The organism is Aliidiomarina sp., from assembly GCF_022565475.1.
Lineage (GTDB): Bacteria > Pseudomonadota > Gammaproteobacteria > Enterobacterales > Alteromonadaceae > Aliidiomarina.
The window spans coordinates 277,601-300,940 of sequence record NZ_JAIUMR010000002.1 but is presented as its reverse complement, the minus strand read 5'-3'; the positions used below and the strand labels follow the sequence as shown (position 1 = coordinate 300,940).

The 23,340-nt window shown below is 50.0% G+C and carries 20 protein-coding genes; 2 read left to right on the top strand and 18 right to left on the bottom strand.

Translation table 11 applies throughout. The features are described 5' to 3' along the window. Nucleotides 1–8: 8 nt before the first annotated feature. The 6 genes from LAT77_RS03125 to trxA all read right to left on the bottom strand — a co-directional run bounded on the left by LAT77_RS03125 (nucleotide 9) and on the right by trxA (nucleotide 7,804). Nucleotides 9–2,447, bottom strand: a complete 2,439-nt coding sequence (locus LAT77_RS03125) for an EAL domain-containing protein (protein ID WP_290563083.1) — start codon at nucleotides 2,445–2,447, stop codon at nucleotides 9–11. After that, the gene (locus LAT77_RS03120) at nucleotides 2,444–3,406 is read right to left on the bottom strand and encodes an ABC transporter substrate-binding protein (RefSeq protein ID WP_290563082.1); all 963 of its coding nucleotides are present in this window, start codon (nucleotides 3,404–3,406) and stop codon (nucleotides 2,444–2,446) included. The genes LAT77_RS03125 and LAT77_RS03120 overlap by 4 nt, the downstream gene beginning before the upstream one ends. A gap of 35 nt (nucleotides 3,407–3,441) precedes the next feature. After that, nucleotides 3,442–4,143: an NAD(P)H-flavin reductase gene (gene fre, locus LAT77_RS03115; protein WP_290563081.1), complete on the bottom strand. Its 702-nt coding sequence runs from the start codon at nucleotides 4,141–4,143 to the stop codon at nucleotides 3,442–3,444. Nucleotides 4,144–4,146: 3 nt separating this feature from the next. Further along, complete coding sequence (ubiD, locus tag LAT77_RS03110) at nucleotides 4,147–5,619, bottom strand: 4-hydroxy-3-polyprenylbenzoate decarboxylase (RefSeq protein ID WP_290563080.1); 1,473 nt, start codon at nucleotides 5,617–5,619, stop codon at nucleotides 4,147–4,149. Between the two features lie 154 nt (nucleotides 5,620–5,773). Next, nucleotides 5,774–7,036: a transcription termination factor Rho gene (gene rho / locus LAT77_RS03105; RefSeq protein WP_290563079.1), complete on the bottom strand. Its 1,263-nt coding sequence runs from the start codon at nucleotides 7,034–7,036 to the stop codon at nucleotides 5,774–5,776. 441 nt (nucleotides 7,037–7,477) lie between these two features. After that, the gene (trxA, locus tag LAT77_RS03100; protein WP_290563078.1) at nucleotides 7,478–7,804 is read right to left on the bottom strand and encodes a thioredoxin TrxA; all 327 of its coding nucleotides are present in this window, start codon (nucleotides 7,802–7,804) and stop codon (nucleotides 7,478–7,480) included. A 100-nt stretch (nucleotides 7,805–7,904) separates the two neighbouring features. Here trxA and rhlB point away from each other — a divergent pair, with 100 nt between their 5' ends. Further along, nucleotides 7,905–9,170, top strand: a complete 1,266-nt coding sequence (rhlB, locus tag LAT77_RS03095; protein ID WP_290563077.1) for an ATP-dependent RNA helicase RhlB — start codon at nucleotides 7,905–7,907, stop codon at nucleotides 9,168–9,170. 26 nt (nucleotides 9,171–9,196) lie between these two features. Then, entirely contained in the window at nucleotides 9,197–10,693 is a 1,497-nt protein-coding gene (locus LAT77_RS03090) for a guanosine-5'-triphosphate,3'-diphosphate pyrophosphatase (protein ID WP_290563076.1), read from the top strand. On the opposite strand, the gene hemB is transcribed toward LAT77_RS03090, so the two are convergent. The 12 genes from hemB to LAT77_RS03030 all read right to left on the bottom strand — a co-directional run bounded on the left by hemB (nucleotide 10,690) and on the right by LAT77_RS03030 (nucleotide 23,214). Beyond that, on the bottom strand, nucleotides 10,690–11,694 hold the full coding sequence (gene hemB / locus LAT77_RS03085) for a porphobilinogen synthase (RefSeq protein WP_290563075.1): 1,005 nt from the start codon (nucleotides 11,692–11,694) through the stop codon (nucleotides 10,690–10,692). The genes LAT77_RS03090 and hemB overlap by 4 nt on opposite strands. A 13-nt stretch (nucleotides 11,695–11,707) precedes the next feature. Then, nucleotides 11,708–13,528: a diguanylate cyclase gene (locus LAT77_RS03080; protein WP_290563074.1), complete on the bottom strand. Its 1,821-nt coding sequence runs from the start codon at nucleotides 13,526–13,528 to the stop codon at nucleotides 11,708–11,710. Beyond that, entirely contained in the window at nucleotides 13,521–14,327 is an 807-nt protein-coding gene (locus tag LAT77_RS03075; RefSeq protein ID WP_367118127.1) for a TatD family hydrolase, read from the bottom strand. Before LAT77_RS03075 ends, LAT77_RS03080 begins: the two co-directional genes overlap by 8 nt. After that, nucleotides 14,327–14,992 (bottom strand): hypothetical protein, encoded by a 666-nt coding sequence (locus LAT77_RS03070; protein ID WP_290563073.1) that lies wholly within the window; start codon nucleotides 14,990–14,992, stop codon nucleotides 14,327–14,329. Before LAT77_RS03070 ends, LAT77_RS03075 begins: the two co-directional genes overlap by 1 nt. Continuing rightward, nucleotides 14,989–15,726 (bottom strand): twin-arginine translocase subunit TatC, encoded by a 738-nt coding sequence (tatC, locus tag LAT77_RS03065; protein ID WP_290563072.1) that lies wholly within the window; start codon nucleotides 15,724–15,726, stop codon nucleotides 14,989–14,991. The genes LAT77_RS03070 and tatC overlap by 4 nt, the downstream gene beginning before the upstream one ends. Further along, nucleotides 15,726–16,172, bottom strand: coding sequence for a Sec-independent protein translocase protein TatB (gene tatB, locus LAT77_RS03060; protein WP_290563071.1), 447 nt, complete (start codon nucleotides 16,170–16,172; stop codon nucleotides 15,726–15,728). The genes tatC and tatB overlap by 1 nt, the downstream gene beginning before the upstream one ends. Before the next feature lie 11 nt (nucleotides 16,173–16,183). Further along, on the bottom strand, nucleotides 16,184–16,408 hold the full coding sequence (gene tatA, locus LAT77_RS03055; RefSeq protein WP_290563070.1) for a twin-arginine translocase TatA/TatE family subunit: 225 nt from the start codon (nucleotides 16,406–16,408) through the stop codon (nucleotides 16,184–16,186). 37 nt (nucleotides 16,409–16,445) lie between these two features. Further along, a complete protein-coding gene (gene ubiB, locus LAT77_RS03050) occupies nucleotides 16,446–18,077 on the bottom strand; it encodes a ubiquinone biosynthesis regulatory protein kinase UbiB (RefSeq protein ID WP_290563129.1) in 1,632 nt (543 codons plus the stop codon). An 8-nt stretch (nucleotides 18,078–18,085) separates the two neighbouring features. Beyond that, the gene (locus tag LAT77_RS03045; protein ID WP_290563069.1) at nucleotides 18,086–18,691 is read right to left on the bottom strand and encodes an SCP2 sterol-binding domain-containing protein; all 606 of its coding nucleotides are present in this window, start codon (nucleotides 18,689–18,691) and stop codon (nucleotides 18,086–18,088) included. Next, the gene (gene ubiE, locus LAT77_RS03040) at nucleotides 18,691–19,458 is read right to left on the bottom strand and encodes a bifunctional demethylmenaquinone methyltransferase/2-methoxy-6-polyprenyl-1,4-benzoquinol methylase UbiE (protein ID WP_290563068.1); all 768 of its coding nucleotides are present in this window, start codon (nucleotides 19,456–19,458) and stop codon (nucleotides 18,691–18,693) included. The genes LAT77_RS03045 and ubiE overlap by 1 nt, the downstream gene beginning before the upstream one ends. Nucleotides 19,459–19,571: 113 nt before the next feature. Continuing rightward, nucleotides 19,572–21,674, bottom strand: a complete 2,103-nt coding sequence (gene recG, locus LAT77_RS03035; RefSeq protein WP_290563067.1) for an ATP-dependent DNA helicase RecG — start codon at nucleotides 21,672–21,674, stop codon at nucleotides 19,572–19,574. A gap of 10 nt (nucleotides 21,675–21,684) precedes the next feature. Then, nucleotides 21,685–23,214 carry a carbon-nitrogen hydrolase family protein gene (locus tag LAT77_RS03030; protein ID WP_290563066.1) on the bottom strand — a complete coding sequence of 510 codons (1,530 nt, stop codon included), beginning with the start codon at nucleotides 23,212–23,214 and terminating at the stop codon, nucleotides 21,685–21,687. Between the last annotated feature and the right edge of the window lie 126 nt (nucleotides 23,215–23,340).

Genomic DNA, 23,340 nt, shown 5'->3' with positions numbered 1-23,340 from the left:
CTCACTAATCAAGACATAGTATGGTGTATATAATCTGATAAATTTTGAACCGGCAACGGCTTCGAGAAATAGTAGCCTTGGCAAATGATTTGCGGAGACTCGGCGAGCAGGTAGTCAACCTGCTCTTTCGTTTCGACACCTTCTGCGACAACGCGAAGATTCATGTGCTCGCTCATTGAAATAACCATGTCGACAATTTTTTCTTGGCGCGGATTGCCAATGCCCATAACAAAATGGCGATCAATTTTTAGCTCTTGCAGAGGTAAGTCACTCAAGTAACTCAGTGACGAGTAGCCGGTACCGAAATCATCAATGGAGAACTCAATACCACGGCGACTTAATTCGCGCATTTTTGCACTCACCGCATGGACATCATCCAAGAGCAGGTTTTCAGTCACCTCAATGGTTAATCGTTTCGGATCGGCACCCGACAACTCAAGATCTTGTTGCAATCGCGTCGAAAATTCTTCCTGACGGAACTGCCGAGGACTAATGTTTAAGGCTAAATTCAGGGGCGCTGGCAAGTTTGCCAGTAAGCGCAGTGATTCCGCTTGAATCCAATCTCCGAGTTTAACGATTAACGAAGACTTTTCGGCAACCGCGATAAAGACATCTGGCGGAATAAAGCCGCGCTCTGGATGCTGCCACCGACACAGAACTTCCACACCAACCATTTCGCCGGTCACTAAATGTTTTGGCTGAACGTAAAGTTGCAGTTGCTCGGTACCGATTGCTGCACGCAGATCTCGGTCAATGTTAAAATGAGTTTCAATTTCTGCGCTGAGATCTGCGCTATAGGCTGTGCAGCGATTACCACCCGCCTGTTTCGATTTAAACACGGCCGTCTCTGTGTACCGCAACAGTTCCTCTGCATTCGTTTGCGCATGTGGGTAATAAATTAATCCGGCGCTGGCGGTCAGTGTCACTGGCTCGTCATTAATGGACATCGGCTCCGCGATACTGGCCAACAAGCGTTCAGCGAGGTCGCCGGCAATACGATTTACCTCCTGGCAAGGAAATTTCGGTGGCAGCAACACGACAAATAAATCACCGCCGAGGTTGCCAAGCTGCGCCCCATGAAAGCCGTCAATCCCGCGTTTAAGACGCTCACTGACGGTCAGTAACGCTTGATCACCAAACTCAAAACCACGCACATCATTGAGACGTTGCATACCGTCTAAATCAAACAGAAGAATTGCGCCCTGATGGCTTTTCGAACCTTCCGCAATAAACTGATCGAGCAGGTCTTTTATTAATGCTCGATTGGCGAGCCCCGTTAATTGGTCAAAATAAGCAAGAAAATGAATCCGTTCCTCGGAAGCGCGTTTCTCGGTGATATTCTGCTTCGTCGCTAGATAATAATTGATTTCACCGTGCTCATTGCGCAAGGGAGAAATCGTCACCCATTCGCGTAATTCAGTTCCGTCACGTGTTTGATTAAACAATTCCCCACGCCAGGTTTCTCCTGCTCGCAATGTCTGCCATAAACTTTCATAGGTGGCCGCTGGCGTGCGTCCAGACGCCAATACATTTGGGTTCTCGCCAATCAGTTCGACCCGAGAATAGCCCGTGCTTTCTAAAAACGCTTGGTTCACATACTCGATTTTGCCGTCTAGGTCGGTAATCAATATACTGTCGCTGCTTTGCTCTACTGCACTGGAAAGCCGCTGCAAGTCTCGCTCATAGCGATCCCTAGCTTTTGCAGCCTTTTGCAGCGCCCGCGAGAGTACACCGAGCTCGTTATAATAACGCTTACTTAATGTTATACTGATCGGTTGGCGCTGCGCGAGCTGAGAGGAGGCTTGCACCATCGCCCGAATCGGTCGGTTTACACCAAGATACAAGCCTAACCACAGTAAGAAACCGAGACCGACGAGAAGGCCGAAGATCAGCAGGTTATCGCGAACATCAAAGGTATGTAAGCCAATTGCTTCATGGTCATACGCATACTCGAGCACCAACACATTGCGGGTAAGCCCCGCATCAAGAACGGCCCCGGGTAATATTGGCACCAGTGCCAGAAAGTGTTTATGCTCCGGGTGATACTCAATAATGGTCATTCCTGTCTGAAAAGCTCTACCTAAAGCTTCGTGAGATAACTCGCCAACAAACTTTTGCAACTCAGGACGTATTTGATTGACAACATAATAGTGCATCAGTTGAAAATCTGAGTCGATAATTGCAGCATTACGAATCCGCGGATGGACGTACATCTCGCTAAGTATTTCAGCAACGGAGTCGGGGCGGTCAAGCGACATAATTCGATTCAGTGAGCCTTGGGCGACCACTAACATCGAGCGCAATTCGATTTCAGCGCGCGCATAGGCATCGGCTTGTTGATCACGCGATAAAAAGTACGTCATGCTCATAAATGACAGCGTAATGAGCAACAGAATCGGTACCGTGATTTGCACACTAAGCCGTTGCCACAGCGGTAGTCTTCTCATAACACACCATCACAAACAGGTAGGTCGCGCGTAACTTGTTGCACTCCAGCTTTGACTAAGTTTTCCGCAACCGTGGCAAACCATTGGGGATAGTCTGAGACCAAAGCGACGCGACTTTCATCGGCGGTGTAGAACTGCACTAAGCCCATCACAGTTTGCAGCTGTTGCCCATCAAGTTCGGTCAAAATCTCAAGGTATTTCATGGTCTGCAGTTCTTGTGTTTGCAGCGCCGCAAGTGCTTGATCCCAACTGCGAGTAACCAGAGCCAGTAACTTATCGCGTTCGCGCTGCCACACCTGCTGACGAACGACGACGATATCGACAATTTCATTGGGGATATCGAGGCTAGTGAAAATAGCGGTTGCGCCCAATTGTTCGAGACGCTGGGCAAAAGGTGCGTAGGCGACCACCACATCGAAGTTGCCCCGTGCAAACTCATCGAGGTGCGTGTTAGGTAAGACGATACGACGCTCAATCCGGCGTGGGTCAATTTGCGTATGTTCGAGCCAGCGTGAAAGCATATAGCGAGACAGAGCACTGTCTTCCATGCCCACGCGAATTGGTTCCTCGGAGTCAAGATAGCTAACGAAATTCGGGTGCAGCAAAATTGCATCGGCACCAACAGAATGCGACATCACCAAGGCAACACAGAGATCTAATGCCGTCAGACTTTGCAAGGCGATGGCGTTATCGAGGCTCAGCATAGCCGCCCCAGCGGCTTCATTGGTGAGCATGCGAATAACACTAACGTCAGACATTAGCATGGTTACGCTAATGTCTGACGGTTGTTGTTCACGGTGTAGATGGTGCTGTAAATAGAATGGTTGATAACCTAACCATGAATTCCCGACAAGATTGGTGGTGTCGCGATCGCGTTTACCACACGCTGTGACGAGCATTATCGCTAATGCCATGATGAACGTTTTCAGTGCTAGCTTTCGTTGCCAAAAATCGACCATCGGTTACCTTAACAGCCGCAACTGTCGTGTAGACGTCAAATAAATGCGAGCGCATCGCCAAACAATTGGTCGCGGGGCAAACCGGCTGCCGTAAACGCATCACGCGCAACACGCACCATTTCAAAACGCCCAGCAATATAAATATCATAATTAGCTAAATTAGCGGTTTCTGCAAGTACCGTAGGGATCACTAAGCCAGTAAAGCCGCCCCAACCTGCTTGCGCCGAGGACTCAACGACCGGGCTATAAGTAAAGCGCTTGTCACTGGCGGCTAGTGCGCGCAGCCGGTCATGAAAATAAAGATCTTGAGGTTGCTTGCCACCCCAATAGAGCTCTACATTTCGTTCACTTGAACTGGCTAAATGCTGTTGTAGTATCGACCAAGTATAGGAAAAACCGGTGCCCCCCGCGATAAGCATTAAGGGACGTTCACTGGTTGGAGCGTAACCCGCATCACCCGCGGGTACTTTAATCGTTAGCACTCCATCGTGACGAATTTTTTCAATCACTTCCCAAGCATACGGATTGTCTGGCGCAGCACCAATATGCAGTTGGAGGTAACGCTTTTCGGCTGGTGTCGAAGCAATTGAAAAAGGTCGTTCGTCACGCTCGCCCATGACGACAGTTAAATATTGTCCAGCGATAAACTCCACCGGCTCTGGCAGCTCCAATTCCACTAAATAGACAAATCCATTCAATGGCTCACAGCGCCTAACGTTCGCTACTAATTGCTTCATTAATTAAGAATCCATAATGCCAAGTTCGTCCCACAGTTCATCGACACGTTGCTTCACGTTATCGTCCATCACAATCGGAGTGCCCCACTCCCGGTCAGTTTCGCCCGGCCATTTATTGGTTGCATCTAAGCCCATTTTCGAACCTAAGCCAGACACCGGTGACGCAAAATCAAGATAATCAATTGGTGTATTCTCGATCATGACGGTATCGCGCGCCGGATCCATCCGCGTCGTAATCGCCCAAATCACATCTTTCCAATCGCGCGCATTGACATCGTCATCACAGACAATCACAAACTTGGTATACATGAATTGACGTAAAAACGACCATACGCCAAGCATGACCCGTTTGGCATGACCCGGGTAGGATTTCTTCATGGTCACCACCGCCATGCGATAAGAACAGCCTTCTGGCGGTAAGTAGAAATCGACGATTTCTGGAAACTGCTTTTGCAGAATCGGAACAAATACTTCATTTAATGCCACACCGAGAATCGCCGGCTCATCCGGTGGCCGTCCGGTATAAGTGCTGTGATAAATCGGGTCTCGGCGATGGGTGATATGGGTAACCGTAAAGACTGGAAAATTATCCACTTCATTGTAGTAGCCGGTATGGTCACCATACGGACCTTCCGCCGCCATTTCACCGGGCTCAATGTAACCTTCGAGGACAAACTCGGCACTTGCCGGAACTTGCAAATCATTGCTAAGACACTTCACCACTTCGGTTTTGCTATCCCGTAATAAGCCAGCGAATGCATATTCAGACAAGGTATCCGGTACCGGTGTCACCGCACCCAAAATGGTCGCCGGGTCTGCGCCTAAGGCAACCGCTACGGGGAAACGTTGTCCCGGATTCTGCTGACAGAACTCACGAAAATCGAGAGCGCCACCACGGTGACTTAACCAGCGCATAATGAGCTTGTTCTTGGCGATCAACTGCTGACGATAAATACCGAGATTCTGGCGTTTCTTTAGGGGCCCCTTAGTGACGGTTAGTCCCCAAGTCACCAGTGGCGCAACATCGTCAGGCCAGCAATGCTGAATTGGAATTTGCGTTAAGTCAACGTCATCACCACTGAGCACAACCTCTTGGCACGGCGCTTTTTTGAGGACTTTTGGCGCCATCGACAGCACTTTCTTCAATAGGGGCAGCTTACTCATGGCATCTTTAAAACCAGCCGGTGGCTCAGGCTCTTTCAAATAAGCCAAGAGCTTGCCGACCTCACGCAATGCCGCAACATCCGTTTGCCCCATCCCCATCGCGACCCGTTCCGGTGTACCAAACAAATTCGCCAGCACGGGGATGTTGTGACCTTTGGGATTTTCAAATAAAAGTGCTGGCCCACCGGCTTTCAAGGTCCGGTCTGCAATTTCAGTCATCTCTAAATAAGGGTCGATTTCTTGCGAAATGCGCTTCAGTTCACCGCGCGCTTCGAGTTGGGCAATAAAATCCCGTAAATCACGATATTTCATGAAGGCTGCCAAGTTAGTCGTTGTGGATTGAAGTATATCAGCTTTACTACTCGGGGTTGAACATGTCCGCTTCGGAACGGCGTAATCACGCTTTATATAAGCAAAAACCCAGTCATGCGATCACAATGACTGGGTTTTAATCGAGCAGAAAGAATTACTTCGAACGTTTCATGGAGTCGAAGAATTCGTCATTGGTTTTGGTCATGCTCAATTTATCGATGATGAATTCCATGGCTTCGATTTCGCCCATTGGATGGACGATTTTGCGCAGAATCCACATCTTTTGCAGCTCGTCTGGCGTCGTCAGTAACTCTTCACGACGCGTACCTGAACGGTTGTAGTCGATGGCTGGGAAAACGCGTTTTTCAGCAATCTTACGGTTTAAGTGGAGTTCCATGTTACCGGTACCCTTAAATTCTTCGTAAATTACTTCATCCATTTTCGACCCAGTGTCAATCAACGCAGTCGCGATGATGGTCAATGAACCACCCTCTTCAACATTCCGCGCTGCGCCGAAAAAGCGCTTCGGCTTGTGCAGGGCGTTGGCATCAACACCACCGGTTAACACTTTACCTGAGCTTGGAATCACGGTGTTGTAGGCACGCGCTAAACGGGTAATCGAGTCGAGCAGAATGACCACGTCTTTCTTGTGCTCAACCAAGCGTTTGGCTTTCTCAATGACCATTTCCGCCACTTGTACGTGACGGCTTGCTGGCTCGTCAAACGTTGACGCCACAACTTCACCTTTGACGAGGCGATGCATTTCGGTGACTTCTTCAGGACGTTCGTCAATGAGCAGCACCATCAGCTCACACTCTGGGTGATTTGCGGCAATAGACTGAGCGATGTTCTGCAGCAATAACGTTTTACCGGCTTTCGGCGGCGCGACAATCAAGCCACGTTGACCTTTACCGATTGGCGCAGCTAAATCCAAAATACGGGCGGTGATGTCTTCGGTTGAACCATTACCACGCTCCATGCGCAAACGTTCGTTGGCATGTAACGGGGTTAAGTTCTCAAATAAAATTTTGTTGCGTGAGTTTTCTGGTTTATCGAAGTTAACTTCGCGAATCTTCAACAACGCAAAATAACGCTCGCCATCCTTCGGCGGTCGAATTTTACCGGCGACCGTGTCACCTGTGCGTAAGTTGAAACGACGAATTTGGCTTGGCGAGACATAAATGTCATCCGGCCCAGCGAGGTAAGACGAATCTGCAGAACGCAGGAAACCAAATCCATCCTGAAGAATCTCGAGTGCGCCGTCACCAAAAATATCTTCACCGCTTTTTGAGTGTGCTTTCAAAATTGCGAAGATAATGTCTTGCTTACGCAGACGCGCCATGTTCTCGAGGCCCATTTCAGCGGCCAAGTTTACTAATTCATTTACGGGTTTATTTTTTAGTTCGGTTAGATTCATAATGGGTAGGTTTTTTGTGGTTTTACCTGCACGATCGCTGAAACCCAGCGTCGCATATGTTGAAAGATGATTTGAGTTAGCTCTTTATCCTGACTTCGTCGTTTCGGCCTCAGACTCAATCTACGAAAACGTTCAAAGTAAAATTTCGGATTTCTGTTCAGCGAGAGAATGGTTCGCTGAGCGCAGCGCATGGGATTTTGCACCTGTCATTGCAAGAAAACTGCTGACTAAAACTGAACACGAAAAGATTGCAAGAGAGGCTTCAGAAGTGCTGCGGAATTAAAAGTAACACTAAAAATAAAAATCGTCCAGTTTTTAAACGCCTCTGCACCGCATTTTTACGCAATGTCGCACAAGTTGAGCGCAGAGGCATTCCTAACAATTCGAACGGGTAAGGGCCGTTTGAGTTTGCAGCACACTTACCAAGGTCAAATCACAAACTTAGACGTGTTCGTTTAAGAACTCTGCTAGTTGTGTTTTTGACAAAGCACCTACCTTGGTGCCAACCACTTCACCGTTTTTGAACAGTAACAGCGTAGGAATACCGCGAATACCGTACTTCGGAGGTGTTTGGTTGTTATGGTCGACATTTAATTTGCCAATTTTCAATTTACCGGCAAATTCTTCTGCGACTTCGTCCAGGATCGGCGCGATCATCTTGCACGGACCACACCATTCAGCCCAGAAGTCAACCAATACAGGCTGGTCAGCCGATAGTACGTCCGCTTCAAAGCTATCGTCGCTTAGCTGAACAATCTTGTCACTCATGTTGCATCTCCAATCGGTTGCATGCGTTTCTATATATTTTTAACGCGGCTCATTATATTCTGTTTTTTATTACAAGTCTAAACTGTTAAACTCACAACCTATGAGTAAAAAACATCTAACAGAAACCCAATTTGCCGCGTTGGGTCTGCATCCTAAAGTGCTGGATGCATTAAATCAAATCGGCTACGAGTACTGTACACCAATCCAAGCCATGAGCTTGCCGATTGCATTGCAGGGCAAAGACGTGGCTGGTCAAGCACAGACCGGCACCGGGAAAACTATCGCTTTTCTCGTCGCATTATTCAACCATTTAATGACACAGCCGAAGCGAAAACCGGATGAAACGCAGCCTCGTGCGCTCGTTATGGCTCCAACCCGCGAGCTCGCGGTGCAGATCGCCAACGACGCAGAAGCCATCGCCGCAAGCTGTGGACTGAAAATGTCTGTTGTCTATGGCGGTGAAGGCTATGACTCGCAGCGCGCCGAATTACAAGAGGGCGTGGACGTCCTGATTGGTACTTGCGGTCGTTTAATCGACTATTACAAGCAAGGCGCCTATCAGCTCGATAACATTGACGTCGTGGTGCTTGACGAAGCGGATCGCATGTACGATTTAGGCTTCATTGATGACGTTCGCTATATGTTGCGCAAAATGCCGCCAGCGGAAGAGCGTTTGAACTTGCTATTCTCAGCCACCCTGTCATTCCGCGTTCGCGAATTGGCATACGAGCAGATGAACGACCCTGCCAGTGTCGAAATCGAACCCGAGCAAATGACCGGTGCACGGATTGAAGAAGAACTTTTTTATCCATCCAAACAAGATAAAATTAAGTTATTGCTGACACTCATGGAAGAAGACTGGCCAGACAAAGCAATTGTGTTTAGTAATACGAAGCATGGCTGTAGTTTAATTTACCATTGGTTATTAGCTGACAAACATCGTGTCGGCTTGCTTACCGGTGACGTACCGCAACGCAAACGCTTGCGTATTTTGGAAGACTTCACCCAAGGTAAAATCGACATTCTCGTCGCCACCGATGTCGCGGCCCGAGGTTTACATATTCCCGCTGTGAGTCACGTTTTCAATTTCGATTTGCCGGACGACTGTGAAGACTATGTACATCGCATCGGTCGAACCGGTCGGGCGGGCGCTTCCGGTAAAGCGATTAGCTTTGCTTGCGAAGAGTATGTCTACAACTTACCGGCGATCGAAAAATATATCCAACATGAAATTCCAGTGACGAAATACAACCCGGATGCCTTGTTGAACGATTTAACGCGCCCACATATACCGCAAAAACGTCGGTTGCAAAGTGGTCGCGAACATAATCGTCGTCACTCAGGACCGCGTCAACGTAAGCACTAATCACACCAAGGGAAGGAGCCTAACCGATGCGTTCTAAAGACTATTATGCTGCCATCGACTTAGGCTCTAACAGCTTCCACATGCTCGTTGTGCGTGTGGTTGCTGGCTCCGTTCAAGTCGTTTCCAAAATCCGCCGCAAGGTCAGACTCGCAAGCGGCCTGCAAATCGACGGTTCTTTGGATGAAGAAGCCCGCCAACGTGCGCTCGAATGCCTTGCTATTTTTGCCGATCGCGTTCGCGACATTGCCCCCGAAAATATTACCGCCGTCGGCACCGCGACTTTGCGTAAGCTCGACGAGAACGACCCTTTTCTCCGCCAAGTGCGTGACACCTTGGGGCATCCGCTACGGATTATTTCCGGCGAAGAAGAAGCCGCCACCATTTATCAAGGCATAGCCCATACCACCGCCCATCATGGTCGTATGCTCGCCATCGATATCGGTGGTGCTAGCACCGAGCTGGCCTTGGGTCATGGCTTCACAGCGACCATTCTGCGCAGCCTTGACTTAGGCTGCGTAACTTGGCTGCAGCGCTTTTTCCCAGACTCGCGAATTACTGAAGAGAATTGCCAGCAGGCCATTGATGCAGTAATGAATACGGTAAAAGAACATGCCGGCCCCTATGTTGAACATGGTTGGGACGTTGTTCTCGGCGCCTCTGGAACCTTCAAAGCACTCCAAGAAATCGCGGTCGTTCGCCGATTACCTGAGCGCTTTACCCTGCCTTGGTTAGAGCAATTATTACAGGAAGCGATTCAACATGGTCACATTGATCAGCTTAAAATTCATGGTCTAAAAGAGAGTCGACGGATAACCTTCATTTCCGGCCTGTGTGTTCTGATTGGCCTGTTTCGCAGCTTAAAGTTAACCACGGTCGAGGCGACCGAGGGGGCACTGCGCGAAGGTCTAATTTACAGCATGCTGGAAGAGTTACAGCACCCAGATGTGCAATTGCGTACCTTAGAAAGCTTGATGCAGTCATACCACCTCGACCATGCACAAGCCCAGCGGGTACAGCGGGTCGCGCTCGACTATTATGCTAAAACCCCAAACGATTGGTGCGATATTTCGGGCGAAGATGTCGGCGCTCTGCTGCGCGCTGCAAGTTATCTGCATGAAATTGGTTTAGCATTGAGCTATCAGCATGCCAGCAGCCACGCGAATTATTTACTCGCCCACAGTAACTTGCCTGGCTTTAGTCAGCGGCAACGTGAATATTTACTGACCTTAATTAGTTGCGTAGCGGGTATAATTGACGATGACGAGCTACCCGAATCATTACCTGACTACCGGCCGCTGGCTCGACTCGGGCGACTCCTGCGATTAGCAGTATTGGCCTGTCAGCGCCGCAACGATGAAATGATTGCGGACGCTGACTTAGCCATTGACGGTGATGCCATTCAACTAACGTTTGCGGCCGACTTCATGCACACCAACCCGTACTTAAAGAGCTTGTACGACAGTGAAGCCGATTGGCAAAGTCAGTTTGGTGGGCTGCAGCTTGCAAGCCGCGACCTCAGTTAACGATTTTCTTTGAGTTGCTTAGCAACACGCTTGGCAAAATAGGTGAGAATGCCATCCGCACCGGCGCGTTTAAAGGCAAGCAGCGATTCCATAATGGTCGCTTCGCCTAACCAACCTTTTTCAATTGCGGCCATGTGCATGGCATACTCGCCACTCACTTGATAAGCAAACGTTGGCACTTTAAAGGTGTCTTTCACTTGCCGAACCACGTCTAAATACGGCATGCCCGGTTTCACCATGACCATGTCCGCACCTTCTTCGAGGTCCAGTGCAACTTCGTGCAGTGCTTCGTTACTATTGGCCGGATCCATTTGATAAGTCTTCTTGTCGGCACCTTTCAAATTACCTGCAGAGCCGACCGCGTCGCGAAATGGCCCGTAGTAATGCGAAGCATATTTCGCCGAATACGCCATAATTTGCACATTCGGGTAATCGGCTGTTTCTAATGCCTCTCGAATCGCGCCAATGCGACCGTCCATCATGTCGGACGGTGCAACGATGTCAGCCCCGGCTTCTGCGTGCGACAATGCTTGCAGCTTTAAAATTTCGGTGGTGACGTCATTTAATACATAGCCACTGTCATCGAGAATGCCGTCTTGGCCATGACTGGTAAACGGATCGAGGGCCACATCAGTCATGATTCCCATCTCAGGAACCGCGGATTTTACTGCACGAACGGCTTGTTGGGCTAAGCCGTCGGGATTATAGGCTTCTTCCGCCATTAACGACTTTGCACTGGCTGGTGTGACGGGGAAAATTGCGATAACCGGAACACCAAGTGCATGTAACTCCTTGGCTTCTTCCACCAGCAAATCGATAGAAACCCGCTCAACGCCAGGCATTGATGGCACCGCTTCGCGTTGACCTTCACCAGGCAAGACGAACATCGGATAAATTAAATCAGCGGCTGTTAGGGTATGTTCAGCGACTAGCCGGCGACTGAAATCGTGGCGGCGTAGTCGGCGTAAGCGGCGAAAAGGAAATCCACCATAAGGATACATGGTTATTACTCCACTATGAGTTGGCAGCCATAACAATCTGGTTACGGCCATTGTGTTTTGCTTGATACAAAGCTTGGTCAGCGGCAAATAGCAATTCGCTCTCGGCCTCCATGTCATGGCGACGGCTAGCAATCCCAAAGCTTGCGGTTACCGGCCGCAGTCCAGCTTCAGTAACAAATGGCTGGCTACTGATCGCTTGCCAGAAACGCTCGGCAACTAAACAAGCTTCTTCATGATCGGTGTCCGGCAGAATAACCGCAAACTCTTCGCCACCATAGCGACAGACCATATCTGTCACTCGCGCCGCGACACTTTGTAAACGTTCAGCCAGTCGAATGAGAATTTCATCGCCGACTTGATGACCGTAGGTATCATTCAGCTGCTTAAAATTATCAATGTCGATCAATAACAATGATAAGGGTATTTTTTGTCGCTTCGAGCGCGCGAACTCTTCAGCAAAGCGCTGATCAAAGAAGCGACGATTATAGAGTTTCGTGAGTCCGTCTTCATTACTTTTGCGCTGTAATTCAGCATTGGCGACTTGCAGCGAAGACGTAGCCTTTTCCAAGTCGATGGTCCGTTGTTTCACGCGCTCTTCCAACTCCTCGTTCAATGCGCGCTGAGCTTCTTGCGCGATTAAGGCATTTTTTAATGCCTCATCTTGGAGTTTCAACTTTTCCGAACGCTCGGAGGAATACATTAAAGTCACTACCCAGGACAGCAACAGGACTTCGATACCGGAGCCGATCATGATCGCATAACGTTGAATAAACTGGCCGTCGAGAATTCCCAAATACGCAAGTGAATTGAACATCACCGACAACATGAACAAGAACCAAGCCAAAGTGAAAATTTGCGCGTGCTGAACGCCTCGCCACCACATAAACAAGCCAATCGCGATCACATAAGCGCAGGCAAAAACCGCAAAAGGTAATAGCCAACGAATCGTCGTTGCATAGGGCAACAAGGTGCTGCCCAGAGCGATAAATCCACCGACTGTACCGAGAATCACTAAGCCTCGGTGTAGCAAAGGGCTGTGGCGATTCAGGTGGAACAATTGGATGATAAAGAAGCTGGCAAAGACAAACGCGAGGGCGCCAAATAAAACAATCGCGCGCTCTTGCAACCAGAGCCACTCAGGCCAAATGAACTGAAAGCCAAAGCCGCTCAACGCGGCCATGAGCAAGCCCGTCGAAATGACATACATGGAATAGGAGAAAAAGCTGGCTTCGCGGGTGACGGCATAACCGAAGAGGTTATAGACAATCATGCACAACAATACACCGAAATACAGGCCGATCGCCGCGTAGCGCTGCATTTGTGCTTCAAAAAACTGACTCGACGTCCAAACGAGAACAGGAACGCGCAAGGAGCTGCTGGTCTCAATGCGCATCCATAAAGTCTGTTCGTCCATGGACGGAATCGGCACGGCAAAGCCATCACCGCTCATTGGCCGTTGGTAAAAGGGCTGTTGGTCACCGACTTGGTGTTGAACGACTTCGCCATCGTTGGCGACGAAATACAGGTCGACTTGGTCTAACAACGGATATTCGAGTTGCAGTATGCGACGGGAATCCGCAGCCGGAATAGCAATCCGAAACCAATAAGGTCGGGTGTCGTAACCAAAGGAAATAGGGGCAGTGCCGAGCGGCGTCCAGCGCGATGGTGGTAACCGCTTCACCTCGTCCAAGGTCAATTGGCCGGGCTCGTCAATTAAATAGAAGGATTCCGGTGTCAGCGGCTCCAATTCCATGTCCAAACCGTTTCCTGCTTGCGTGGAAAAAGTCAGTAACACCAAGAATAGACTGATCACAACGAACCGGAGTTTAGCCATCGATTGGCTCCCAAGCTCCAAACAGCCGTTCAGCATTCGCGTTGGTTTGTGCCGCGAGTTCAGTCAACGAACACGCTCGCAGTTGTGCCACGCGCTCCGCAACCCAAGGTAAGTTGGCGGGGGTATTGTTACGAGATTTCGGACGCGGACGAATCGTGCGTGGCATTAAGTAGGGCGCATCGGTTTCTAATAACAAGCGATCCGCGGCGATATCCGGCACGGCCGCTTGCAACGCTTGGCCGCGGCGCTCGTCACAGACCCAACCGGTCACACCGATATATAAACCGCGCTCTTGGTAGGCCGCCAGTTCATATGCTGTGCCGGTAAAACAATGGGCCACCGCTGCAGGAATTTTATCGAGGTAACGGTCGAGAATGTCGAGTTGATCGCGAATCGCCTCGCGTTCGTGTAAATAGACGGGTAGTTGCAATTCAGCAGCCAATTCAAGCTGGGCGGCAAAAATTTTCCGCTGGACGTCTGGCGGTGAATAGTTACGATTATAATCGAGTCCGCATTCGCCTATCGCGCGCACCTGCTCATGGGTCAGTAATTGAACGAGCTGGCTTTGGAAGTTGTCATCAGCTTGCGCTGCATCGTGGGGGTGAATCCCTGCGGTGCTGACACAGCCTGAGAATCGATGTGCCAGTTCGGCAGCCTTTTCACTTTCCGCCACCGACGTGCCAATTAACACCAGTCGTGTCACACCAGCAGCGTGCGCACCAGCCACAACCTCAGCGGCTTTCATTGCCAGTGAGGCTGCGGTTAAATTAACGCCGACATCCGTCCAGTGCATCATCATTAACGCTGCAGTTGCACTCGCATACGTCGGTTACTATTGTCTGCGCCGATAAAGAAACTATTACTCATGCGCCCCGGCTCGATAAAGTAACGCTGTCCTTCACGAATTTGCATACGGTCGCCAGAACTGACTTGCGCCCACACTTGATCGTTATCTAAGCGCATACGCAACAAGCCGGTAGGGCCTTGCCAGACTTCAAGCACTTCATAATAGGTTTTATTACTCGGTGGCTCACGACGTTGCCGTTGCTCTTCTTCAGCTCGCAGACGTGCCTCACGCTCTGCCTCGCGAGCTTCAGCGGCCCGGGCGCGCGCTTCCGCCTCCGCTGCACGGGCCTGTGCTCGTGCTAAGTCCGATTCTTCACCTTGTTGCCGCGCTTGCTCCGCTCGTTCCTGCCCAGTAATACGCGGCTGTTCGCGTCGTTCTGCTGCTTGTCGTGCTTGTTCAGCACGTGCCTGGCCTTGTGCAGCGGCAGCAGGCGTGCGCGTTGCTAAGCTTTCGACAACATCGTCAAAACAGACCAATCGTTCTAACGCATTATTGATCGTTGCACACGCTCGCAGCTGCGCCGCAAGTTGCTGCTCATTGTCATCACTCTGCGCTGAAGCCGCGCTGCTGGCGATAAGAAGAATGGTTGCAAGGCCCGTTGTTAGTATTGTTTTCATGCCTGTGAATCCTCTTCAGGTTGTTTTTTCGTGTAGAACCGCGAGAGCACAATACCTAACTCATACAACAACCACATCGGTATCGCAAGGAGGGTCTGGGAAATAACATCTGGTGGTGTCAGTAACATACCGACAATAAACACCGCAACAATGATATACGGGCGCTTCTTGCGTAACTGCTCCGCAGTGACCACGCCACTCCACGTCAGCAATAAAATTGCGACAGGAATTTCAAAAGCGATGCCAAAAGCAAAAAATATTTTTAGAACAAAATCGAGATAACTCGATATGTCGGTGGCAATAGTGATGCCTTCCGGTGCCATACTGGTGAAAAACGCAAACGCAAGCGGCAATACGACATAATAAGCAAAGGCGATGCCGCCATAGAACAATAAGCTACTACTAATCAGTAACGGAGCAACCAAACGCTTTTCATGCTGATACAGCCCAGGGGCAATAAATCGCCAAATTTGATGCAACAAAAACGGAATCGCAATCAGCACAGCGACGACAAGAGTCAGTTTAAATGGGGCAAAAAAAGGCGCGCCAACGTCCGTTGCAATCATGCTCGTACCTTCAGGCAAGTGCGCCATCAACGGGTCTGCAAGCCAACGATATAAATCACGAGCAAAGTAAATTAGACTCAAGAAAATAAGTAGAACCGCAGTAACACTGCGCAAGAGCGTGCTGCGTAACTCAGCGAGATGATCGAGTAAACCGGTTTCACTTTGCATTAATGACGATCCTCAGACTTTCCCGCAGGCGACGAAGGTGTCGGTGAGGAGGTTTGCGAGTCGGCCGCATTTTGTTGCTCAAGGCCACCGGCATCGTTATCGGCATCGCCATCTGCTGCAGCTTCACTCGACGACTTCCCAGCTGCCGGTTTCGCATAAGGATGCTGCACGGACGCTGCCGCATCTTTGAGTTCTTGTAGCGAACGTTTCAATTCCGGTGACAGCTTTTCGATATCGTCCGTTGCTTCGATTTGCTTCAAGTGCTCGTGCAACTCCTTCACGCGCAGCTCATGGTTCAGTTCGGCTTCCATTTTGCTGCCAAACGCACGAACTTTTTCCATGGTGCGTTGCACTGAGCGAATGGCACCGGGTAGCCGCTCCGGTCCGAGGACGACCAAGCCAATCACGGCGATAACCAGCAGCTCCCAAAAGCCAATATCAAACATGTATCAACAACTTATTGTTTTTCTTTTTGTTTTTCAGCGTCTTTTGCTGCTGCGTCTTCACGCTTATGCTCAATGACGTCACCTTCCTTCTTGCTGTCTTCGTCATTCATTTCTTTCTTAAAGCCCTTAATCGCTGTGCCTAAGTCAGAACCCAAATTGCGCAGGCGCTTGCCGCCAAACAAAATGACAATAATTAAAAGGACAATTAAAACTTGCCAAACACCGATGCCGCCCATAATTTCACTCCACCATTAACCAATGTAATACACTGAGTTACGGCCGTGACCACCACGCCTGTAACCAACTTAATAATGCCCCAGCGGCGACCGGAATGGTCAACCAAGGCTGAACGTCGGCGACCACAAAGGCGGCAGCCGACACCGATAAACTTGCGGCGAGCAAACTCCACCAACGACTGACCGCAGCCTTGCGCTGATGCTGCAAGAACTGCTGCGCCCACTCGCGCTGTTTACGACCACCTTTTTGCATTTGCTGTAACGTATCGTATAACAAGCCCGGCATTTCTGGCAGCTTTTCAGCCCAATAAGGTGCCTGCTCTTTGACATTGCGCAATAAAGCGCGCCAGCCAATTTGCTCTTGCATCCAGCGCTCGAGATAAGGCTTTGCCGTTTTCCACAGATCCAGCTGCGGATAAAGCTGCCGTCCTAACCCCTCCACATACAGGAGTGTCTTCTGCAACAGTACCAACTGCGGCTGCACTTCCATTTCAAAGCGACGGGCTGTATTGAATAAATTCAGTAAGACATGCGCAAACGAAATATCTGCCAGCGGTTTTTCAAAAATCGGTTCGCACACGGTGCGGATAGCAGATTCAAACTCTTCGACATTGACATGGTCGGGTACCCAACCGGAGTCAATGTGAAGTTCCGCAACTTTACGGTAGTCACGGTTAAAAAAGGCAATGAAATTGGCGGCCAGGTAACGCTTATCTTCTCGGTTGAGAGTGCCGACAATGCCGAAGTCGACGGCAAAATAACGGGGACTCACGCCGGAATCTGGATCGACGAAAATATTGCCAGGATGCATGTCCGCATGAAAAAAGCTGTCGCGGAAAACTTGCGTGAAAAATACTTCAACACCCCGTTCCGCCAAAACTTTCAAGTCGATTGAATGTGCTTTAAGACGTTCGACATCATTCACCGGAATGCCGTAGATGCGTTCCATAACCATCACATTCGCACGTGTATAGGCGCTGAAGACCTCGGGTATGTACAACAGCTCGGAATCGGTGAAATTACGCCGCAATTGAATGGCATTGGCCGCTTCGCGATCGAGGCTCAATTCATTGTATAAAGTTTTGCGATACTCTTTAATCACTTCCACCGGTTTTAGGCGCCGGCCATCCGGTAAATAACGTGCCGCAAGTCGAGCAACGGATTCCATGAGTTCAAGATCTGCGTCGATCGTTTTATTAATCCCCGGCCGCAGTACCTTAATCACGACTTCAACTGGCTCTGGGTGCTTCAAGGTTGCGGTATGAACCTGGGCAATCGATGCGGATGCAAGCGGTTGAATCGCGAAGTCGCTAAACACCTCGTCAATACTGTTTAATTCAAGGGCTTCCTCGATCAGTGCTTGTGCTTGTTTACCGGGAAATGGCGGTACCCGATCCTGCAACATCGACAGCTGTAGAATCATCTCCGGATCGAGTAAGTCTTGTCGCGTCGACAGCATTTGCCCGAGCTTGACATACACCGGACCAAGCTCTTCAAGAGCCATACGCAAGCGCTGCCCAAGCGACTTGTCACGATGGCGATTGCGCAACCAAAAAGCAGACCGTCGCGCAAGACGCACATACCAGGGCAACCACCGACGCGGGATCATGTCATCCAAGCCATAGCGCATCAATGTGCTGAGTATTTTGTAAAAGCGAAAGCCGCGCACCGTGCTGCTCACTCCTGTTGTTCGCGCTGTTGTAAGCGCGTTTCTAGTTGCTTTAATTGACGTTCAAGCTGCCGCAATTCATCGGCCACTATCGCCAGTTCCAGCGGATGAGCGGCGACGCGATATTCTGTCGTTAAAAAGGCTTGTAGTCGTGTTTTGATCGCCTCGGGTTGCGGTCGCAAGGCATTGAGTTTACTCACCAACTGCCCCGCAAGGTAGCCAGGAACATCACCCAAGTAACGGGCAAATAGCTCTTCCCAATCGACATTGAGCTGCAAAAATACCTGCGCCGCTTGTTGCGCCAATACCGGGTCACCGACAATCTCGATTTGACCACTGGCCAACATTTTAGTGACCTGACTGCTGTCACTCAGGGTCGGCAAATCGCTCAACGAGGTAGTCACCGCACAATCCACCACTTCATAGGCTGGTCCCATGAGTTGCACACGATCGGCGAGAAACACTATCGTCACCGGCTCAGGTAACCCTTTGGCGATTAAGCGGAAGCATTTCCCCTGAATCGGACGCAACCGTTGAACCGCATCAGCGTCATTCGCTAATGCCAGATTCAAACTGCGCTCCGCTCCAGCGCGGACAACTTGCATCACGGTCATTAAAACTTAAATCCGCGGTGCAATGCGACGATACCGCCGGTTAAATTATGATATTCGACATTCTCAAAACCGGCCTCTTCCATCATACCCTTCAATGTTTCTTGATCCGGGTGCATGCGAATCGACTCCGCTAAATACTGATAACTGTCCTTATCGCGGGCAATAAATTCGCCCATACGCGGCATAACATGAAACGAATACAAGTCATACGCTTTCGACAACATTTCCACTTCCGGTTTTGAGAACTCCAAGACTAACAAACGTCCACCCGGCTTCAGAACCCGCAGCATAGAGCGCAGCGCAGCATCTTTATCGGTGACATTGCGTAAACCAAACGCGATCGTAATTAAATCAAAAGTATTGTCTTCGAAGGGTAGTTTTTCCGCATCAGCTTGGACATAGCTTACATTGCTGACAATTCCCATATCGCGCAATTTATCGCGACCGACGCGTAACATTGAATCATTAATATCCGCGAGAACGACTTCCCCCGTTGGGCCGACGATGCGGGCAAATTTGGCCGCCAAATCACCGGTACCACCAGCGAGATCAAGAACCTTTTGACCAGGGCGTACACCACTGCAATCAATCGTGTAGCGTTTCCACAGTCGATGAATACCAAACGACATGACATCGTTCATTAAATCGTACTTACCCGCCACCGAGTGAAACACGCCAGCAACCATCTTAGCTTTCTCGTTTTTCGCGACGGTTTTAAAACCGAAATGCGTGCTGTCGTCGTGCGCTTTATTTATGTCTTTTTCCATGGGAAATGCCTACTACGTCAAATTCGTGTCTAGTGTAAACGATGGGAGCGAATTGCCCAATATCATACCCGACTTTTCCGGGGTATGCTTGATCTGAAGCTTATCTGTTGGAATTAGACTTGTGCGTAGCGCTCACGCTCAGGCAACCAGCGCTGCATCAACGCTGTACTGTGCAGCGGATAGTCACGAAATAGCTGTTGGGCAAGCTGGCGAATCTGTGGCAGTAAATCACCATCGCGGGTTAAATCAGCCACCTTCATTTGTACCAGACCGGTTTGCCGTGCACCCAGCAACTCACCGGGCCCGCGCAGTTCCAAGTCTTTCTCGGCGATAACAAAACCGTCGTTACTGTCACGCAACACACTGAGCCGTTCTGCCGCTTGTTTCGACAACGGTGACTTGTACAAAAGCACACAATGACTCGCGACTGAGCCGCGACCTACCCGGCCGCGCAACTGATGCAACTGCGCCAGTCCTAGGCGTTCCGGATTTTCGATAATCATCAAACTCGCATTCGGCACATCCACCCCGACTTCAATGACTGTGGTCGCCACCAGTAAATCCAGCTCATGGGCTTTAAACTGCTGCATCACGGCCTCTTTTTCGGGTCCTTTTAGGCGACCATGAACCAGTCCAATGCGCACCGAAGGTAATGTCTCCTGCAGATACTTTGCGGTGTCTTCAGCGGCTTGGCACTGCAGTGACTCAGACTCTTCAATCAAGGTACACACCCAGTAGACTTGTCGCCCTTCATCGTGCACCGATGCACGTAAACGCTCAATGACTTGGTCGCGACGCGTATCAGGAATCGCAACCGTCTGAACCGGTGTGCGTCCTGGCGGTAATTCGTCAATGATCGATGTCGCTAAATCGGCATAGGCGGTCATGGCGAGCGTTCGTGGGATTGGCGTAGCGGTCATCACCAATTGGTGAGGATGTTGCCCTTGTTGCTCACCTTTCTCGCGAAGGGCTAAACGTTGGTGGACACCGAAGCGGTGTTGCTCGTCAATAATGACCAACGCTAGGTTATGAAACTGCACGGATTCTTGGAATAATGCATGGGTACCGACGACGAGCTGTAATTCACCACTTGCAAGCGCCTCGAGTGTTGCACTGCGCGCTTTGCCCTTGCTCTTGCCCGCCAACCAGCCGACGGCTATACCCAAGGGTTCAAACCACATCGCAAAGCTTTGCGCGTGTTGTTCAGCCAACAATTCAGTCGGTGCCATCAAGGCAACTTGGTAGCCCGCTTCTATTGCCGCTAAGGCAACCAAAGCAGCCACTAACGTCTTACCGGAGCCGACGTCACCTTGCACTAGCCGTAACATCGGATAGGGTTGTGCTAAGTCTGCTTCCACCTCTGCCACCACACGTTGTTGAGCGCCTGTCGGATGGAATGGCAACTGTTTTAAGAACGCGGGCTTGAGTTGCTTGGACGGTGTTAAAGCAACAGCTTTAACCGCCTGTGCTTGCTGGCGTACTTGCAGCATACTGAGTTGATGGGCAAGGAGTTCCTCTAGCGCCAAACGGCGTTGAGCAGGGTGTAATCCAGAAAGTAATAAAGTTTGATCTGCATCCGTCGGCGGTTGGTGCAACATGCGAATCGAACTTGCTAAATCGGGTAAATCATTGCGTAACGACTGCGGCAGGAGCTCAGGTAGACTTTTTTCATTTAAATAGGTTAAGGCTTGTTCGAGCAAATGACGCAAGGTCAATTGATGCACACCCTCGGTTGTCGGATACACCGGTGTCAATGCTTCGGCTATCGGCGCCGCAGCGCCATCTTGCAGTATTTTCCATTCTGGGTGGACCATTTCGGGCCCGGTCGGCCCTGGACGCACTTCGCCATATAAGTGGACCGTTTCACCACGGCTCAACTGCTGCTGTTGCGCCGCGGTAAAACGAAAGAAACGCAAGGTCAAACTGCCACTGCGGTCGCTGACACGCACTAACAAGGCTCTGCGCTTGCCAAAATGAACGCGGTTGTCGACCACTTCGGCAACCACAGTGGCATATTCTTGCGTTCGCAAAGCTGCAATGGGAGTAACTTTGGTGCGATCTTGATAACGTGAAGGCAGATGCAGCAAAACATCTTGGACCGAACGCAGACCCAGACGCTCAAGACGTTCGGCCATTTTCGGGCCGACGCCTTTGAGGTTAGTGACTGGAATTTGCGCTAACTGAGACGTGGTTAGTGTCGTGTCTGCAAGTCCCATGCTTAATCAATTATCCGTTCCATTTGCGCACGACATCATATAGGTCTGTGCGCCGATCTTTAAGGTTGGTGACCGAACCTTCGTGATGCAAGTAACGAAGTTCGTCCAGATTCAGGTCGGAAAACATCAACATTTCCGTGTTCGGCGTTGTTTCCGACATAACCGCGTCGTGGGGGAAGGCAAAATCAGAGGGCGAAAATACGCTCGACTGTGCGTACTGCACATCTAAACTTTCGACTTCGGGGAGGTTGCCGACGCTGCCACAAATCACCACATAACATTCATTTTCGACCGCTCGCGCTTGTGCACAGTGGCGCACACGCAAATAGGCATTCCGCGTATCTGTCCAGAACGGTACAAAGAGGATTTCAAGGCCGTCTTCCGCCATTAATCGGCCAAGTTCGGGGAACTCGACGTCATAACAAATCAGAATACCCACGCGACCTGCATCGGTTTCAAAGACCTGCACTTTATCGCCGCCCTCAATGACCCAGTCACGCTTTTCGTGCGGTGTAATGTGAATTTTACGCTGCTCTTCAACCGAGCCATCGCGCCGACACAAATAGGTCACGTTATAGAGCGATTCGTCTTCGAGCAACGGCATCGAACCGGTAATAATGTTGACGTTATAACTCACTGCCATCTGCGACATTTCCTTGCGAAAACGTTCGGTATAGCTGGCCAAAAAGCGAATCGCTTCCATTTGATGGGTTTGATCCGTCAGCCCCATCAATGGTGCGTTGAAAAACTCCGGGAAGAGCGCAAAGTCACTTTTATAACTGGAAACCGCATCGACAAAGTACTCCACTTGGCGCAACAGCTCCTCAACTGAGTCAACTGCACGCATCTGCCATTGAATTGCGCCCACACGGACATTACGCGAACGCGCCTTAATTACAGTTTCGGCCGGTTCGTAGAGGAAGTTGCTCCACTCCAAGAGGGTCGCGTAGCCCTTCGAACGCAGATCTTCAGGCAGGTATTTATACAACAGCCGTTTGACGACAAAGTCATTGGCGAGCTGAAAGCTCAAAATTGGGTCATACACTTCGCGCCGACGCACTTTTTCTAGGTACTGGCTGGCGGTAATGTCATCCGCATATTTGTGATAGTTGACGATACGGCCACCAGCCAAAATTGCTTTCAGGTTGCTCTGAATACATAACTCTTTACGCGCGTCATATAAACGCCGACCTAAACGATACCCGCGATAGTCAGGATGAATAAGGACGTCCAAGCCATACAAGGCGTCGCCATTCGCATCATTTAAAATCGTGTCTTTTTTACCCAGTAAATCGTCATACTGATGCGGGTTGCTAAACTTGTCATAGACCACGCGAACCGTTAACGCGACGCCAACGATTTGCCCATTGTCTTCAAGACAAATTTGCCCCTCGGGAAAGTCACGGATCAAACGCAGAATAGTGTGCTCTTCCCACGCACCGCCAATGTCGTTATACACCCGGTCCATCAAAGCTTTTAACTGTGGGTAATCGTCATCGCGTAAGTTACGTAACTGCAAATGTAAGTCTTCTGGGCTCATCCGGATACCTCGTTGTCGTCAATGTATTGCTTCATTGCAGTGTACACCGAAACCGCAAGCTTGGTGAACGCTATGGAAAAAAACCTTGTCAGCACAATTGAAGATGTTTATGCTTCTGGACGTCTA

Excerpts from the sequence above, each read along its gene's own strand:
- tatC (WP_290563072.1), bottom strand. The coding sequence starts at position 15,726 with ATGCAAAGTGAAACCGGTTTACTCGATCATCTCGCTGAGTTACGCAGC.
- LAT77_RS03070 (WP_290563073.1), bottom strand. The coding sequence starts at position 14,992 with ATGAAAACAATACTAACAACGGGCCTTGCAACCATTCTTCTTATCGCC.
- tatA (WP_290563070.1), bottom strand. The coding sequence starts at position 16,408 with ATGGGCGGCATCGGTGTTTGGCAAGTTTTAATTGTCCTTTTAATTATT.
- hemB (WP_290563075.1), bottom strand. The coding sequence starts at position 11,694 with ATGTATCCTTATGGTGGATTTCCTTTTCGCCGCTTACGCCGACTACGC.
- fre (WP_290563081.1), bottom strand. The coding sequence starts at position 4,143 with ATGAAGCAATTAGTAGCGAACGTTAGGCGCTGTGAGCCATTGAATGGA.
- ubiE (WP_290563068.1), bottom strand. The coding sequence starts at position 19,458 with ATGGAAAAAGACATAAATAAAGCGCACGACGACAGCACGCATTTCGGT.
- rhlB (WP_290563077.1), top strand. The coding sequence starts at position 7,905 with ATGAGTAAAAAACATCTAACAGAAACCCAATTTGCCGCGTTGGGTCTG.
- LAT77_RS03045 (WP_290563069.1), bottom strand. The coding sequence starts at position 18,691 with ATGACCGTGATGCAAGTTGTCCGCGCTGGAGCGGAGCGCAGTTTGAAT.
- LAT77_RS03075 (WP_367118127.1), bottom strand. The coding sequence starts at position 14,327 with ATGATGATGCACTGGACGGATGTCGGCGTTAATTTAACCGCAGCCTCA.
- LAT77_RS03030 (WP_290563066.1), bottom strand. The coding sequence starts at position 23,214 with ATGAGCCCAGAAGACTTACATTTGCAGTTACGTAACTTACGCGATGAC.
- LAT77_RS03090 (WP_290563076.1), top strand. The coding sequence starts at position 9,197 with ATGCGTTCTAAAGACTATTATGCTGCCATCGACTTAGGCTCTAACAGC.
- rho (WP_290563079.1), bottom strand. The coding sequence starts at position 7,036 with ATGAATCTAACCGAACTAAAAAATAAACCCGTAAATGAATTAGTAAAC.
- LAT77_RS03125 (WP_290563083.1), bottom strand. The coding sequence starts at position 2,447 with ATGAGAAGACTACCGCTGTGGCAACGGCTTAGTGTGCAAATCACGGTA.
- LAT77_RS03080 (WP_290563074.1), bottom strand. The coding sequence starts at position 13,528 with ATGGCTAAACTCCGGTTCGTTGTGATCAGTCTATTCTTGGTGTTACTG.
- ubiD (WP_290563080.1), bottom strand. The coding sequence starts at position 5,619 with ATGAAATATCGTGATTTACGGGATTTTATTGCCCAACTCGAAGCGCGC.
- LAT77_RS03120 (WP_290563082.1), bottom strand. The coding sequence starts at position 3,406 with ATGGTCGATTTTTGGCAACGAAAGCTAGCACTGAAAACGTTCATCATG.
- recG (WP_290563067.1), bottom strand. The coding sequence starts at position 21,674 with ATGGGACTTGCAGACACGACACTAACCACGTCTCAGTTAGCGCAAATT.
- trxA (WP_290563078.1), bottom strand. The coding sequence starts at position 7,804 with ATGAGTGACAAGATTGTTCAGCTAAGCGACGATAGCTTTGAAGCGGAC.
- tatB (WP_290563071.1), bottom strand. The coding sequence starts at position 16,172 with ATGTTTGATATTGGCTTTTGGGAGCTGCTGGTTATCGCCGTGATTGGC.